Below are 16,378 nucleotides of genomic sequence, written 5' to 3'. Positions count from 1 at the left end.
CTCCTTAGGACTGTCATAGCCTCTCCTCCCGGTCGCTCCAACAGCTCCCTTCCATCCCCCATGATCACTCGTCGACCTTGACCCTGAAGAAACTTCCTTCTCCATCCGATGGCAGTGCCACGTGAAGATCGGCACCCTCTCCCAGATGACTTGAGAGCGGTGCCCAGATTTTCAGGTCATGGCTGATCTGCACCTGATAGAGCACGCCTTCTGCTCCAGGGAACGAAAGCTGATAGCCTTCCTGTATTGCACTCAGTCTCGCCTTGAAAACCGAGCCCGCGTTCAATGGGTCGGATCCAAATGCCAATTCAAACTCGTCGCTTTGCCCATCGTTGTCATCGTCCGGGTCTTCATCGTCTCCAATTCCGTCGCCATCGCTGTCGGCAATAAAGCTCACCATCAAGTCGTCAATCGCCAGGCCCTGAGGCAACAAAGTGGGCACCTCGAGCATTTGCCCGGCATTCACCACACCGGGACTGTGGGGCCCCGGGATTTTTTCCCAGACGAAGTCACCTGGCGAGCCTCCCGCTCCGATCAACCCGAGCGCATTCATCCCGACCGGCTCGCTGGTCCCTTGAGACACGCCGACGTCGATTGAAGTCCGACCATTTGCCGGGCCGTCGATGGCCAGAAAGGAACCTTCATAGGAAAGAAAGCTCTCGACGGACTCTCCCACCACCAGGGCCATGCCGTCCGGATCATCCCCTCCATTCTGAATGCCTGGGATCCATTTGGAGAAGATCCGGTGACCGGAACTCGTTATTTCACCCGGGGTGAATGACTCGAGCCCATGACGACTACCCTCTTTGCCGCTACTTCCATTGTAGAACACGAGGAGAATGTCCGTGAGTTCCCCATGATATCCGGGACCCACGACAATCTCCACAAACTCGCCGGTATCGCTGCTCTCATTGTCGTAGTGGAATTCATTGATGAACACCTCATCCGGAGGCACTCCCGCCGCTGCTCCCGGTACCAAGGTGAAGGTTAGCGTGAACTCGTCAGCGTTCGGTATGGATAAGCCCGAAATTCGCAGCGACTTCCTCTCTGAATGGTTTGAGGGCCCACTTGCAAGGTCCGTGCGTGCGACAAAGCCCAATGGGCTTAGCTCATTAATCACGCCTCCGCTTTCAAGCTCAACCCTCAGCTGATCGGCTCTGCCTCCAGTCACCGCACGCCATTGCTCGGCCGTGTAGGCGATATCCAGGATGCTCAGGGTTTCGCCCGATTCATTCTTGAAGACAGCCCTGGACTCAAGTGCCTGGGAACCAGCGAGGAAACCAAGCGCGTGCTCACCCCCCATGCCATAAGATCGCCCTCCAACGGCTTCGAATGATCCATCATCAGGACCGATCCAAGCACTCGCATTCGAAATCCATGGAGCAGGAGAATGAGCTCCATTGAATCCATCGAAGCGTTCTACAATCGTTTCCTCGACCGCCTCGAAGACATAGGCGCCGTCGGCGTCGATGACATCTAACATCACCGATGCCGGATCGTAGCCCGGCGCCATCGCCGTGAAGGTCACCCTGCGATTGCCATCGACGAGGTAATTTCTCGTGGTCTGCACGCTGGTGGTCGCACTGCTTTGCCCGGGTGGAATCGTCAGCACTCCTTGCAATGGAGCGACCGCTGGATCGTCAGTGGCAAATTGGACATGGATCTCATAACCCTGGGGCATTGGAAGGCTCACCGTCAACCGTACGGTGCCGGAGTCATCGCCCTCGACCACCGAGGGTGCCGAAATCGCCAGTCCGAGTTCAGAGAAGTCCTGATCCAGCTCGAAGTCGGCAAAAACCGCATAGTGATCCGATGCCTCCAAACTCGCATTGTTAGCCAGAGCTTGCCCCGTCTTCACCAAGCCACTCGTATTCGAGGTATCAAGCGTCGAGCGATAGATCTCGGAAGCATGAGGCCTTCCGGCAAGCGCCGGTGACACCAGTATCAGATCGAGCCTTTGACCATACTGAAAGGTCCCGTCGTCTCCATTCAGCTGTCGGGGGTCCAGCTGGGTCGGCACCACTCCCGAAAAATAGGAAAGCAGATTCGTCGAATAGCTGATCGGAAAGCTGAAATCGTCTCCCAGCACATAGGTCGAAGGCAAACCCGAGGGCGGCGCCGTAAAGGTGCGGTCGACACTCGATGGATTGAAGTCGCCAAGGATGATGAAGTTATCCGAGGCCTGAAGTCCCTGATCATCCAGATATTTCGCCAAACGCTTCATCTCGACCGCGCGCCGGAATCGATCATCCAATCCCGTCCCGGCCTTCAAGTGACCGGAGATCAGCAGAGGGTCATTGCTGGTGCCCGGCACGTCCACCTTCACCACCGGAAAGTGCCGCGTGATTTCCTTCGCGCCACTGGGCGAACGCACATCATCGGTCGAAATGAACGGATAGCGGGAAAGGAAAACCACCCGCAATGACGTGTCGAACGAACCAGAAGTCGACGCCATATAAATGTGGGGCAGACCAAGCAGCGCAGCAAGGGCATCGAGATCATCCGGATTCCCGGAGACATCCGAAGAATGGACTTCCTGCAGTGCCACCACGTCCGCATCGATCCGTCCCAGCACATCCCGCACGCTGGTGAAGTCGATCGTCTCAACACCTCCAAGCGAATAGTCAGGATAGCCGCCCGAGGTGAAATGAGCGCCAATATTGAAACTCACGACTCGCAGACCGACCGCCTCGATGGTGGCACTGAGACAAAAAAGGAGCACCAGAAGACGCCACATAACCCGAGGAATACGCGGAAAAGCCCTCGACGTCGAATTTTCATTCGTCGTGAAGCACCGCCCGAGGATCCGCAGCTTGAGAAAACCCGTCGAGGAATCGGAAGTTGCCGCTTTCGGTACAGGCCTTTTGCCACGCACGACCGGTCTTGATGAAGCGGGTCCTGAAATTCCCGGTCCTCGATCATGACTGCACGGCCCAGGCGACGGGCTGAGACAACGGCGGGGAGCCGGACCTCACCCACTCCATCGATTTTGGACAGAAACTGCTCGAATATTGTAAGACGTCAGGGGTCCCCCGCGAATTCGTCTATCCAAGTACACCCGAAGTGATCCATCCCAACGCCAGACACTCATGAAAATCCTGCTCGCCCTTGCCGCCACTGTCCTCGTTGCGGAAGCCAACAACACCACTCTCTGGTATGCCCAACCTGCCGTGGAATGGACTGATGCCGTTCCGATCGGCAATGGCCGTCTCGGCGCGATGGTCTATGGCGGGATCGAAAACGAACGCCTGCAACTCAACGAGGACACGCTGTGGAGTGGTGGCCCGCATTGCTACGACAACCCCGAGGCGTACCAACACCTCGCCGAGGTCCGCAAACTCCTGCGGCAAGGCAAGTATGCCGACGCCGAGAAACTCGCCGGCAAGATGATGGGCGTGCCGATCCACCAGGCCGCCTATCAGCCCTTCGGCGACCTTCACCTGAAATTCCAGCACCAGGGCGAAGCCAGCAACTACCGTCGCGAACTCGACTTCGAAAGCGGCATCGCCAGTGTTACCTATCAGGTCGGCGACGCCGAGTTCACCCGCCGGATCTTCGCCTCCCACCCCGACCAGACGGTGGTCATCCGTCTCGAATGCAGCCAGCCCGGCCGGATCAGCTTCGACCTAACCAACTCCAGCCCTCATCCCTTCGAGTCGCAGGCCAGCGCAGATGGCACCTTGAGCATGAGCGGCCAGATCGCCCCGCGAACCGGGAAAAGAGCAGGTGGCTCACACGGTCTCACCGCCGACTGGGACACGCCGGGCACCAAATTCGCGGCCACCACCAAGGTCCAAACCGAAGGTGGATCCCTCACCGCCAATGGTGACCAACTCACCGTCAGGAACGCCGACGCAGTCACGCTCTACTACTGCGCCGCGACCAGCTTCGTGAACTATCAGGACGTCAGCGGCGACGCCATCGCCAAAGCCCGCCGCGATCTAACAAGCATCGGCAACAAGCCTTTCAACGACGTCCTCAAGGCTCACCTCGATGACCACAGCTCGCTCTTTGAACGCGTCTCGATCGATCTCGGCAGCAAGCCTAACAGCTTGCCCACTGACGAACGCTTCAAGCACGCCCGCGACGGCCAGCACGACCCCGGCCTCGCGGCACTCGTCTTTCAATACGGTCGCTACCTGATGATTGCCGGCTCCCGTCCCGGCACCCAGCCGCTCAATTTGCAGGGCATCTGGAACAATGAGATGAGCCCACCGTGGTCGAGCAAGTACACCATCAACATCAACATCGAGATGAACTACTGGGTCGCCGAGGTCGGCAACCTCAGCGAGTGCCACGAACCCCTGCTGAGGATGGCCGCCGAGCTGCAGGAACCCGGCAAGAAAACCGCCGAAGCCCACTACCGCGCCGGCGGCTGGATGACCCACCACAACACCGACCTGTGGCGCGGCACCGCCCCGGTCGACGGCCCCCAGTGGGGCATGTGGCCGATGGGCGGCGCCTGGCTTTGCCAGCACCTCTGGGAACACTATCTTTACACCGGCAAACGCGAGCACCTCGAAGAAAGCTACCCGATTCTCAAGGGCGCCGTGGAGTACTACCTCGACGTGCTGATCGAAAACGAGAAGGGCTACCTGATCACCTCGCCCTCGCTTTCCCCCGAGCACAGCCACGGCGGCGGCACCAAGGACGGCCTCAGCGTCGGCCGCGACGGCACCTCGCTCTGCGAAGGCCCAACGATGGACCTGCAACTCCTCAACGACCTCTTCGCCAACACCATCGCGGCTTCTGAAACACTCGGAGTCGACGAGGATTTCCGCGAGAAGGTCGCCGCGACCCGCAAGCGCCTCCAGCCAATGCAGATCGGCCGGCACGGCCAGCTTCAGGAGTGGCTCGTCGATTGGGACAACCCCGAGGACCAGCACAGCCACGTCTCCCACCTCTACGGCCTTTTTCCCAGCGCCCAGATCAACCCTTACGACACTCCCAAGCTTTTCAAGGCTGCCACCACCTCGCTGATCCAGCGCGGCTTTTCCGGCGGCTGGTCCGGCGCTTGGCGGATCGCCCTCTGGGCCCGCGTCGGCGACGGCGACAAGGCACTGAAATCTCTAACAGAGAACGTCATGCCGCGCTTCGCCACCAACCTCTTCAATGGCAGCGAGAAGTTCCAGATCGACGCCAACTTCGGCGCCACCGCCGGCATCGCCGAAATGCTGCTCCAGAGCCACAACGGCGAGATCCACCTGCTCCCCGCCCTGCCAAAAGACTGGCCTAACGGCTCGGTGAAAGGCCTGCGCGCCCGCGGTGGCTTCGAGGTCGATATCACCTGGAAAGACGGCGAGTTCAGCGAGGCGAAGATTCACTCGCTCAGCGGTAAGCCCTTGCAACTTCGGTATGGCCAGACCGTCGTCGACAAGGAACTCGCCCAGGGCGAATCCCTCACTTGGAACGGCCGCTGAATAGGGAGACGGAGTCTTCAACTCCTTCATCCCACCTGAGCACATCAGATGCGGCGAAGCCGAGAGTCGGGACGATAGCGCTCGAAAAGCCGGGCGACGAACCGGCCCAACTGGCCTTCCAGATTTGACCGTCGGCATGTCCTCACCGGCAGCCGCCACAACGATCTGAACCCTCGCACGGACCCGTCCTGTTCAAGTCCATTTCCAAGAACCTGAAGGTTCCGCAGGTTCAAGCTAGATGGGCATGACTGCTTTGGCTTGAGGCAATGTCAGACCTCCAGTGATTCAATCACTCCTAGCCCGGTCTTCAGGATGAGTTCGATTCCCGAAGCGAAATTGTCCCCCAAAAGGAGGATACCCATGCGAGTCCGACTTCCCAATTCTACGACCCTGAAAACAGATCGATCGCTGTTTTCGAAGGATCATGGCGCATCCAGCAACCCTTCCCTCCAACCCAAGAACCCACTGCCCGAAAATGAGAACAATTCCCGTCCTCTCCCTGTTCATTGCAGGGGTCATTTGCCCTTCAGCTCAAGCCGTCGAAGTCGCGAATGCGGCGGCTGACTATCAGACAGCTCCCGGCATCGGGGCAGGCACCGCTCCCACTGCACCACCGTCCGGGTGGGAATATGTCTACTCCAACGCAGCCACCGGAGGAACCGAAGTGGCTCTGAGCGCCGATTCCGCCGTCGGCAATATCGGAAACAGGGGATTCGGCAGTACGGCGGGCGGCTCGGGAACACCCAACGTGCTGGGAAGCATCGCGGGCACGGGAACCGATCTCGGGCTCTTCAGTGGCTTCGGTCACGCGGGCGTGGTGGGCACCGATCTCGTGCTACACCCCGGCAACAACGCCGCTACCGAGTATATCATCGCCCGCTATACGCTCTCCGCCGCCGACATGACCAACGGCGACTATGCCACCATCACAGGGAGCTTCAGGGATCTTCAGGGGGCGAATAATGCGGGCAGCAACAACTCGATTGTCGCCTCGGTACTTCTGAACGGAACCGAGTTATTCTCCGCGACGGGCGAATTCAGCAGACTCTATGCGGACGGATCGCTTCCAAGCGGTGTCTTCAGTCTGGAGACTCTCGCTGCGGAAGGAGACACGGTCAGTTTCGTGGTTTTCAGGAATGGAAATTTCTCCAGTGATGAAACCGCACTCCAGGCCTCGATCGACATCGGGGCCGCTCCGGTCAGCGTGCCGCCCTCGGTGACGACTGACCCGGTGAGTCAGGACCTCTTCGTCGGCGAGGCCCTGGCCCTGAGCGTCAACGTGAGCGGCACGCCGCCATTCACCTATCAGTGGCGCAAGGGCATGGTCGATATCATGGGAGCGACGAGTTCATCGTTCAACATTCCATCACTCGGGGAGGCGGACGCGGGTGATTATGATTGCGTGGTCACCAATGCCTTCGGGTCGGATGCCAGTGCCGCGGCCACGATAACGGTCAGTATCGAAGCGCCTACCGTGACGACCCATCCCGCCTCCCAGACACTGACTGTCGGAGACACCCTGAACCTGAGTGTCACTGCCGAGGGCACCGCGCCCCTCACCTACCAGTGGGCCAAGAATTTTGCCGAAATTCCCGGGGCGGACAGCGACACCTTCACCATCCCCTCGGTGGTCCTGGATGACGCCGGGGTTTACGACTGTTATGTGAGCAACAGCGCCGGTGACGTATTCAGCATCCCGGCCACGATCACGGTGAGGACGAATGATGCGCCGATTTCCAGCGCTCCGCATGTGATGACCAATCAGAATGTGACACTCACTCTGGAAGTCGATGATCTGGCCACCGACGGTGATGCGGACCCACTCACCATCACCAATGCCGACGCGATCAGCGTCGGCGGCGCGACAATCCGATTCAATGGCTCCAAGCTCGCCTACTTCCCGGTCCCAGACAGCACGGCCACCGATGACACATTCAATGTCGATGTGAGTGATGGCTTCGTCACGACGACCGTGACGGTGACCGTCGATGTCGTGGCGGTTCCCTCGACTGTCGTGGGCGATGCCGCATTCGACTATGCCGATGCGGCGAACTTGCCGGCCCAATGGGTTTATCTTGCCTCCAATGAGGCAAGCGGTGGAACCGAGTATGCTCTGACTCCTTCGACGGTGACCGGCAACGGTGGAAACGCGGGACACGCTGACGCCGTAGGAAACTTTGACGTGCCCGGGGTTCTTGGGTCTATCGAGGGAGGCGCGGACTTCGAGATCTTCTCAGATGGTCAGGAGGGCAATGCGAGCGCGCCGGGCCATGCCGCGCTCGTCGGCGTCGACCTGCTGCTCCACCCGGGAAGTGCCGAGACCAATGACCACGTCATCGCCCGCTACACTTTCGACGGTGCCGACATTACGAGCTTCGGTTCCACCGCCAGGGTTTCGGGAACCTTCCGTGATCTTTCCGGTGGCACGACCGGAGGAGGCGGGAATTCGGTTGTGGCCGAGATCTACCTCAATGGAACGAACCTCTTCAGCACCACGGGTGCTGAAGGCCGACTTTTAGAGGTGGACGGCAGCTTCGATCTGACCGGCATCGCGGTTTCTGCAGGCGACACGCTCAGTTTCGTGGTGGGAAGCAATGGGAATTTCGGTGGCGATGAGACCGCCTTGCGTGCAGCCATCAGCCTGTCGGCGGGTGCGCCTACCGAGGGCTATGTGACCTGGATTTCAAGCTACCCGGGTATCTCCGATGCTTCCACTGATGGAGACGATGATCGGGATGGGATTGTCAACCTGCTCGAATACGTCTTCGACGGAAATCCGACCGTGGCCGATCTGGACAATCCGAACTTGCCCGCCGTGGACGTTTCGGGCGCCAATTTCGTCTTCAGCCTTACCCGCCGGGTGGAATCCGCCACGGACACAGTCCAGACCTTCCAATACAGCACCGACCTCTCCTTCAGCGATGGCGGCGACATCCCCCTCGATACCGGGGCGCCGGAAGTCAGTCTGGGAACGCCTTCGGCGGGTCTTCAGACGATCACAGTGACCCTCAGCAAGAGCCTCGCCGTCGACGGCAAACTCTTTGGCCGAATGGCCGTGGTGGAAAAATGACCGGCATCGAACCCAACATCACCCAATCATCGATCAAATGGCTCTGAGAGCGTCTGTCCTCGAAAAGGAGGACAGACGCCAAGGCTCCGGATCCCTCATTATCGCAGTTGGTACGAACCCAAACCCCAAACCCAAACTCTAACCAAAACCCCTATTATGAAAAACCCCTCGATTAGCGTTCTTCTGGCATTGAGCCTCATCTCCGCCCACGCTGGAGCTGCCACAATCACCTGGAGCGTAGCTTCCATTTCAGGCGACACTGATGTCGTCAGTACTGGCGTGACGCACACGGCTCTCAACGGTTCCGCCACGGCTGTGACAAACCCACTCACAATCAACGGCGTCGAATTCCAATCCGACGGTGATGGTTCAGACCTGTTGTCGGGCAACTTCGGAGGGGACGCCTGGACCGGGCCTGAAACAGGCGACTACCAACAATTGCTGTCAAATATTGATTTCCAGTCTAACGGCACGGGAGATCTGACGGTTACGACCTTTTCTGGTCTGGCAATTGGCGACAACTATACATTCCAGTACTGGTATGCGGATGACAACTGGCAGGCCCCCAACCCGGACCGTGAACTGACGATCAGTCTTGGAACAGGCACACAGAGTGGCGACAATGTGATTAACGGCGGAGAGTTTGCTACTGGCACCTTCACTGCCGATGCAACGAGCATCGACCTCATCGTTTCCTCAACCCACAACGGTGTGCGAATGTCTGCACTCCAGCTGCGAAATACCTCCATTCCCGAGCCGTCGATCGCTCTGCTGTCAGGACTCGGAGTTCTTGGCCTGATCCGGCGTCGCCGGGATTGAGCGAGTTCCAGCAATTCGAATTCCACTTCGAGTCTTCGCCGCGGTGCCCACGGGTATCGCGGCGTTTTGCCCTCGGATAGGCGGATCAAATTGTCCCGGCGCCTCCCCGGACAAACCCGACTCTTTGAAATGAAACCCCTGCGCTCTCCGAAACTCTCGGCCCTATGCATACTCGCCGTTCCCTTGAACGCGGCGACGATTGATTGGACGAGCTCCGATATCTCGAGCGTCAGCGAGGTCGACACCAGCGGAACGCTGGTCACGGCACAGAACTTTGCGGGAACCGGCGCGCCTTCCGTGGTGACGCTTGCCGGCATCGATTTCACTGAAAACAACAGCCTGACGAGCGACCACAGCGGGGATTTCTTTGCCTTCGTCACAGGCGATGCGGCTTACGACGAGTTTCTGGGTGACCTCGATTTCACACCGAATGCCGAGACCTTCGTGACGATCCCGCTCAGTGTCGAAACAGGCGCCAGTTACCGGGTTCAGGTCTGGTATGCGGATGACGGAGGATTCGGAAGCAATCCCCAGCGGACCATGACCCTGAGCGGCACCGGTGACCGTGTCCTGAATGGCAATGATTACGCGATCGGAACCTTCACCGCGGATTCGACCAATCAGGATCTGGTCATCATCTCGAGTCGAGAGGGTGTCCGCTTGACCGGCTACCAGCTACGCAAGCTCTCCGGACCACCGGTGGGACCGGTCACCGTAGCGGATGCCGCAGCGGACTACACCGGGCCGAATTCGCTGCCTGCCGGTTGGCAGTATTTCAAATCGACCGCGGCATCGGGAGGCAGCGAAGTGGCACTGGCGGCGAACCAGCCGGTTGGCAATTCCGGAAACGTCGGGTTCGGAGGCGGCGGCGCTCTGGATTCGGCCTCGATTCTGGGAAGCGGAAGTCCCTATCAACTCTACACCGGCGCCGGACATGGCGGCGTGGCGGGAAGCGACCTGCTTATCCAACCCGGCAACAACAGCGACGACGCTTTCATCATCGCGCGATATACGATCTCGGCGACCGATTTCGCAGGCGGCTCCAGTGCGACGGTTTCCGGTAGCTTCCGGGATTTGCAGGGCGGCGCGAATGACTCTGTTGCCGTCAGCGTTTATCATAACTCGACCAGCCTGTTTTCCGCGACCGGATCGGCTGGCAGGCTCTATGCGGACGGCAGCAGTCCGAGTGGCATCTTCGATATTTCGGGAATCACCGTGGCGGAGGGCGACACCATCAGCTTCGTTGTCGGAAACAACGGCAACTACGGTGGCGACGAGACCGCCTTGCAGGCGAGCATCGTGGTGGACGGCTCACTGCCTGGAGTGGTGGATGATTTCTTCAATGTACTGACCGCTTCGACCACCGATCTCGACGTGCTCGCGAATGACCTCGTCGGAACTGGCGGAAACGCGCTCGCCCCAAGCACGCTGCGAATCACCAGCCTTCCCTCGCTTGGAACGGCTGAGCGGCAGCCCAATGGCACCCTTCGCTACATCCACGGAGGAACGGAGGGCGCCGACAGCTTCGAGTATGCGGTGGACCATAGCGACGGCGACACGACTTACACCGGAAGGGTCGACATTCTCGCAAACAACGGCACCAAGGTGGCCAACAGCAGCCTGAATTTTTCGGAGCAACCACCAAGCGGCGGATGGCAGTTTCCGAATGCCTTCCCCGGTCTCAGCTTTTCCCAGGGCACCTGCCTGGAAACGATTCCCGGGAACCCCCAAGCCCTGGTCATCACGGAACGAGCCGGGAGGATTCAGTTGATCCAGGACGTGACGGCGGCGACGCCGAGCAAGTCCCTGTTCCTGGACATCTCAGGGGAAACCCGGACCCAGACTTTCTGCGGATTGCGCGGAGTCGCCTTCCATCCGGACTTCGCCAACAACCGCTATTTCTATGTCGGCTATGATCGGGAAAACGGCAGCAACGACACCGTGCGGGTTTCGCGCTTCACCGCCAACGCCTCCAACCTGTCGCAAGTCAACGCGGCCACCGAGTTGGTCCTCTTTGAGAACCCCAGCAATCAGAACATCCACCGCATCAATCGTCTGGCATTCGGGCCGGACGGCTACCTTTACATTGCCGTTGGTGACGACGGAAATTTCACCGGCCCGGCCAACACCCAGCGGATCGACGATGGCTTCTGGTCCTCGGTCCTACGCATCGACGTCGATAAGAAGCCGGGCAATCACGAGCCGGCCAACACCGACGGAGTTCATCTCGACGGCATGGGAAAGGCCTACTATTCGGTTCCCGCGGACAATCCTTTCGTCGACCCCAACTTCAGCGATGGTCGCGGGGTGACGACCTTCAACGGCCAGGCCACGCCCACCAGCGACCCATGGCAAGTGAGGACCGAAATGTATGCCGTCGGCTTCCGCAATCCATGGAAGATCGGCTTCGTTCCCGATTCAGGAGAACTGTGGGTCGCCGATGACGGTGCCCACGGCTATGAGAAGATCAGCATCATGCCCAGGGGTGGAAACGCGGGCTGGGGCTATTTCGAGGGCACGGATCCGGGAGTGCTTCAAATGGGGACTACCCAGTACCCCGGGCCCTTGTCGGAGCCTCCGGCCGGAGTGGATTTCGTCCAACCCGTGCTGGAATACAAGAAACCCGGCAACACCTCGGGCAGCGGCGTGAAGTCCATCATCGGCGGCACCTTCTATCAGGGCACGGCGATCGCGGAACTGACAGGTGCCTTCGTTTTCGCGGATTACACTAAGGGCGACATCTGGTACTTCAAGCGACCTGACAACAGCGCGCATCAGCTGGTGCAGCGGGTCGCGGTCGGCAACGACTGGGGGCTTGATGAAAGCGGTATGGTGACCAAAGTCATTTCCGAGTCGAGCGCCTTCCAGGCGAAGTCCTATGGAGTTAGTAGCATCGTGCGTCTCGGTACCGAAGGAGGTATCACGGCGATGATTGGCGACCCATCCGATGGCAGCATCCTGATGCTCGACTATAGCGACGGCATCATCCGCCGACTGGAGTTCAACATTGACGACGCCTCCCTTCCCCAGACGCTGACGGAAACGGGAGCCTTCAGCAATCTGGCGAATCTAACACCAAACGCAGGCGTCCATCCTTACGACCTCAATCTGCGATTCTGGTCGGATCATGCCGACAAAACGCGCTTCTTCGCCGTCGATGACCTGCTCGACACCATCGCTTACTCGCAGGACGGACTCTGGGAAGCGCCCGCCGGCGCTGTCTGGATCAAGCACTTCGACATGGACCTCAATCGGGACAACCCGGGGACGAAGGTGAAGCGCCTCGAGACGCGCTTTCTGGTCAAGACAGAGAAGGATTTTTACGGGGTCTCCTACCGATGGAACGAGGCGGGCACCGAGGCCGACCTCGTGGCCAGCGAAGGCGAGGACTTCGACCTCACCATCACCGAGGGCGGCAGCAATCACCGCCAGACCTGGCGGATCCCCTCGCGCGGCGATTGCCGGACCTGCCATACCAACGACAACAAGGTGATGCTCGGCTTCAATACGCGACAGCTCAACCTCGACGGCACGCTTTCGGGAAACACCGACAACTTTATCAAACTGCTCAAGGAGTCGGGCTACCTGTCTTCACCGACCGGTCTGCCTGACGATTTCGAGAACCTTCCGAAGTACCACGCTTCGGACGACATCTCCGCGAATCTCGAAGAACGGGCCAGATCCTACCTGGCGGTGAACTGCTCCTACTGTCACTACGAAGGCAGCAGTGTGGTCCCCAACTCCTGGAGCGGTGAACCCCAACTCACGATCGAGCAGACCAAGCTGTTGCACGGCGAGGGCGTCGGCTTCTCGGTCGTCGAACCGACCGATCGTCTCGTGATTCCGGGAAACACCGCAAAGTCGATGATCCTGAGCCTGACTTCCCACACCAACGGCTACAACAGGATGCCACCACTTGCGACCGACATCGTCGATCAGGAAGGCGTCGCCCTCCTCACCGATTGGATCAACCACTACGCCAACGCCAAACCGGCGCTGGATGCGACCGCCGGACCTTTCACCGTGGTGGAGAACGCCCCCGCGGTGAGTCCGGTGGGTTCCGGTCCGCAGGTCAGCGATCCCGATGATCCCTCGCGCGGCACCTTGACCTTCTCGATCATCGGCGGAAATGACGGCGGCTACTTCGACATCGATCCGTCAACCGGTGAGATCACCGTGGTGCGGGATGGACTCGACTACGAGGAAACGACAAGCCGGACGTTGGTGGTGCTGGCGAGCGATGGCTTCGCACCGAACCCGGGCGAGGTGACGAGCGATGTGGTCGTCGATATCACTGACATCGCTGGCGACGACAGCCAGGGCGATGGCATCGAGGACGAGTGGGCCCTGACCCATCTCGGTTCTTCGAAGATCGATCCCAACGGCGACACTGACAAGGACGGCAGTGCTGAACTACTGGAATTCTGGGCGGACAGCGATCCGAATGATCCCACGAGCCGTGGACTCGTGATTGCTCCCTACGACGTCGATCGTACTTCCGGGAGCGAGGGCTACCTGTTCGAGTGGGCGATTCGAAGCGACCTAGCCATCGGCACCGACTACTTCGTGCAGGGATCAGTTGATCTCAACTTCACGAGTCTCAATCAGGGATCGGACTTCGTCATTATCTCAAGCGATCCCGTGGACAACGGCTCAGGGCCGGCACTTTCCCGATTACGGGTCAAGGTCCCGACGACAAGTGCCCGGTGTTTCCTGCGCCTATCCAGCAAATCGGAATGAAAGAAAGCGACTCCCCTTTCATCGGAAGCGATCCGCCACCGGACCAAACGCATCGGCATGAGGCAGGCGGCTTTCACTTTCCCCTCGGCTTTCCTCAACATCATCCATTCATGAAAACAAAGACATCCCATAGCTTGGCGGTCACACTGCGACTGCTACTCATCTGCCTGGTTTCCCTAACGACTTCGACCTTCGCTGAGGACAAGGCTGAAAAGCTGACCATACTGGTTACCGGAGCGAACCGCGGACTCGGACTCGAGTATGCGAAGCAGTATCGGGCAGGTGGTCATCAGGTGATCGGAACCGCCCGCAAGCCTGATGAGGCGGTGGAACTTAAGGCGACGGGTGCCGAGGTCGTCAAACTGGATGTCACCGACGATGAGGACATTGCCAATCTTGCGAAGGGGCTCAAGGGTCGCCGGATCGACGTGCTGATCAACAATGCGGGCTACCTGAGCCGGGATCAGACTCGGGAGGCCCTGACCCTCAGCTTTTCTGTCAACACCCTCGGCCCCCTGTTCGTCTCCCGAGCCCTGACTCCGAACCTCCAACTCTCGGACGCTCCAAAAGTCATCAATGTTTCCTCCCGCGCCGGGAGACTCACCGATGGCACTGGGAATATGACCGGCTATGCGATCAGCAAAACGGCGGTGAACATGGTGACGCGCAATCTCCACAGCCAGTTGAACGAGAAGGGCTTCGTCGTGATCTCGCTGGCTCCCGGTCGGAACCAGACCGCCATGGGAGGAAAAGGCGCGCCATTGAAACCGGAGGAGAGCGTTTCGCAGATCATCAAGTTCATCGCCTCACTCGATCAGACCCATTCCGGTGGATTCTGGTACTACGATGGCACCGAACTTGAATGGTAAGCCATTGGACGCCATTCCCCGATTCGATCCATGAACGACAAACCTTTATTCACCCGCCTGACCCAGATCGAGCCTTCGGAGGTGAGGGCAGCACTGGTGTCCTTCCTCTTCATCTTCATGTTGATGGCTTCTTACTTCATCATGAAGCCGGTGAGGGATGCCCTTCCGAGTGACTGGGGAAGCGTGAGTACTGCGCAGCAGTGGACGATCACCTTCCTGGTCTCCACGGTCGCTGTCTCGATCTACAACTTCCTGTCCGCGAGGTTTTCACCACAGGCCATCGTCCCGGCAGTCTTCGCCTTTTTCGCCGCGACCTTTTTCCTGATTTTCTGCGCCTACAAGATCGGGGTCTCGGACACATCGCTCGGCCGGATGTTTCTGAAGTGGGGGATCACGAACGGATTTCTCGGCAAGGTTTTCTATGTCTGGAGCAGTGTCTTCAGCCTGTTCCACGTCTCGGTCTTCTGGAGCTTCCTTTCGCAGATCTACAAGAAGGAAGAGAGCAAGCGGATCTTCAGCTTCATCAACACGGGTGCGAGCGCCGGGGCGATTTTCGGTCCTTCGTTGCTGTTGCTTTTCCCGATCGGAAACAAGGTCGAGTACATCCTTCTGATCACCTCGGTGGTGCTGCTTGCCACGCTCCCGCTCATCCGCCTGCTCAACAAGGAGGCCACCAAAGCCGGCAAGCAGGACCTTTCCCAGGTCAAGCTCAGTCCGAATCCGTTCAAGGGCTTCAAGGAATTCATCACGCACAAGCGCTTGCTTGGAATCGCGGCCTTCATCTTCGTGTTCACGGGCATCAGTGCGTTCCTGTACGGCATCCAGCTCGATTGGCTTGCCGACTACAGCGAGGAACAGCGGACTAGGATTCTCAGTGTGGTGGAGCTCGTCACGAACAGCCTCACGATTCTCATCGGTTTCTTTTTCACCAACCGCTTGGTGAGGAGGTTCGGCCTTCCCGTGTCGTTGGGAATCGTTCCCTTCGTCCTCGCGATCCTGCTGATCGCGCTGAGTTTCAACCCGGCGATCTTCCTGTTCTTCGCCTTCCAGGTCATCAGGCGTGCGGGCAACTATGCGGTTACCCGGCCCAGCCGTGAGATCCTGTTTACCGCGGTCGACAAGGAGGCCCGATTCAGAACCAAGCCGATCATCGATGTCGCCGTCTATCGCGGAGGAGATGTCTTCTGGATCTGGATTGTTGCCTTCTGCTCGGACAAGCTGGGATTCGGGGTGACAGGCCTGCTGCTGGCGACCGCCTTCGTCTGCCTCCTGCTAGCCACCATCGGGTTCGTGCTTGGTCGGAATCATGCGAGGGAGTCCGTGACCGAGGAGTCGGGGGAGGAAGTCACGGTCCCGGGCTGATCAACCTTTCGGCAGGGGTAGCTTGTCCTTCTTTTGGAGGACAAGCGAGGCTTGCAATCGAGATTGGCGAGGCCTTGATGTATGGAGGCATGAGCCTG

Annotated in this window: 7 protein-coding genes; 6 read left to right on the top strand and 1 reads right to left on the bottom strand. The window is 59.2% G+C overall.

What is annotated here, in order from left to right:
* Positions 1-64: 64 nt before the first annotated feature.
* Positions 65-2,737, bottom strand: coding sequence for an endonuclease/exonuclease/phosphatase family protein (locus tag ACFQY0_RS11555; protein WP_379712474.1), 2,673 nt, complete (start codon positions 2,735-2,737; stop codon positions 65-67).
* Between the two features lie 352 nt (positions 2,738-3,089).
* Here ACFQY0_RS11555 and ACFQY0_RS11550 point away from each other — a divergent pair, with 352 nt between their 5' ends.
* From ACFQY0_RS11550 to ACFQY0_RS11525, 6 genes are all read left to right on the top strand, one after another.
* Positions 3,090-5,420 carry a glycoside hydrolase family 95 protein gene (locus tag ACFQY0_RS11550; protein ID WP_379712472.1) on the top strand — a complete coding sequence of 777 codons (2,331 nt, stop codon included), beginning with the start codon at positions 3,090-3,092 and terminating at the stop codon, positions 5,418-5,420.
* Positions 5,421-5,895: 475 nt separating this feature from the next.
* Positions 5,896-8,490: an immunoglobulin domain-containing protein gene (locus ACFQY0_RS11545; protein WP_379712470.1), complete on the top strand. Its 2,595-nt coding sequence runs from the start codon at positions 5,896-5,898 to the stop codon at positions 8,488-8,490.
* A 156-nt stretch (positions 8,491-8,646) separates the two neighbouring features.
* Complete coding sequence (locus ACFQY0_RS11540) at positions 8,647-9,309, top strand: PEP-CTERM sorting domain-containing protein (protein ID WP_379712468.1); 663 nt, start codon at positions 8,647-8,649, stop codon at positions 9,307-9,309.
* Between the two features lie 129 nt (positions 9,310-9,438).
* Complete coding sequence (locus ACFQY0_RS11535) at positions 9,439-14,049, top strand: PQQ-dependent sugar dehydrogenase (protein ID WP_379712466.1); 4,611 nt, start codon at positions 9,439-9,441, stop codon at positions 14,047-14,049.
* Positions 14,050-14,159: 110 nt separating this feature from the next.
* The gene (locus tag ACFQY0_RS11530) at positions 14,160-14,918 is read left to right on the top strand and encodes an SDR family oxidoreductase (protein ID WP_379712464.1); all 759 of its coding nucleotides are present in this window, start codon (positions 14,160-14,162) and stop codon (positions 14,916-14,918) included.
* 30 nt (positions 14,919-14,948) lie between these two features.
* The gene (locus ACFQY0_RS11525; protein WP_379712462.1) at positions 14,949-16,280 is read left to right on the top strand and encodes an NTP/NDP exchange transporter; all 1,332 of its coding nucleotides are present in this window, start codon (positions 14,949-14,951) and stop codon (positions 16,278-16,280) included.
* Positions 16,281-16,378: the final 98 nt, after the last annotated feature.

Origin of the sequence: Haloferula chungangensis, assembly GCF_042664875.1 — a bacterium.
Classification (GTDB): Bacteria; Verrucomicrobiota; Verrucomicrobiia; order Verrucomicrobiales; family Akkermansiaceae; genus Haloferula; species Haloferula chungangensis.
The sequence above is the reverse complement of the archived record's forward strand: the minus strand, read 5'-3'. Positions and strand labels throughout refer to the sequence as shown.

What these genes read in the sequence shown, in the direction of transcription:
- ACFQY0_RS11555 (WP_379712474.1), bottom strand. Translation starts at nt 2,737, where the DNA reads ATGTGGCGTCTTCTGGTGCTCCTTTTTTGTCTCAGTGCCACCATCGAG.
- ACFQY0_RS11550 (WP_379712472.1), top strand. Translation starts at nt 3,090, where the DNA reads ATGAAAATCCTGCTCGCCCTTGCCGCCACTGTCCTCGTTGCGGAAGCC.
- ACFQY0_RS11545 (WP_379712470.1), top strand. Translation starts at nt 5,896, where the DNA reads ATGAGAACAATTCCCGTCCTCTCCCTGTTCATTGCAGGGGTCATTTGC.
- ACFQY0_RS11540 (WP_379712468.1), top strand. Translation starts at nt 8,647, where the DNA reads ATGAAAAACCCCTCGATTAGCGTTCTTCTGGCATTGAGCCTCATCTCC.
- ACFQY0_RS11535 (WP_379712466.1), top strand. Translation starts at nt 9,439, where the DNA reads ATGAAACCCCTGCGCTCTCCGAAACTCTCGGCCCTATGCATACTCGCC.
- ACFQY0_RS11530 (WP_379712464.1), top strand. Translation starts at nt 14,160, where the DNA reads ATGAAAACAAAGACATCCCATAGCTTGGCGGTCACACTGCGACTGCTA.
- ACFQY0_RS11525 (WP_379712462.1), top strand. Translation starts at nt 14,949, where the DNA reads ATGAACGACAAACCTTTATTCACCCGCCTGACCCAGATCGAGCCTTCG.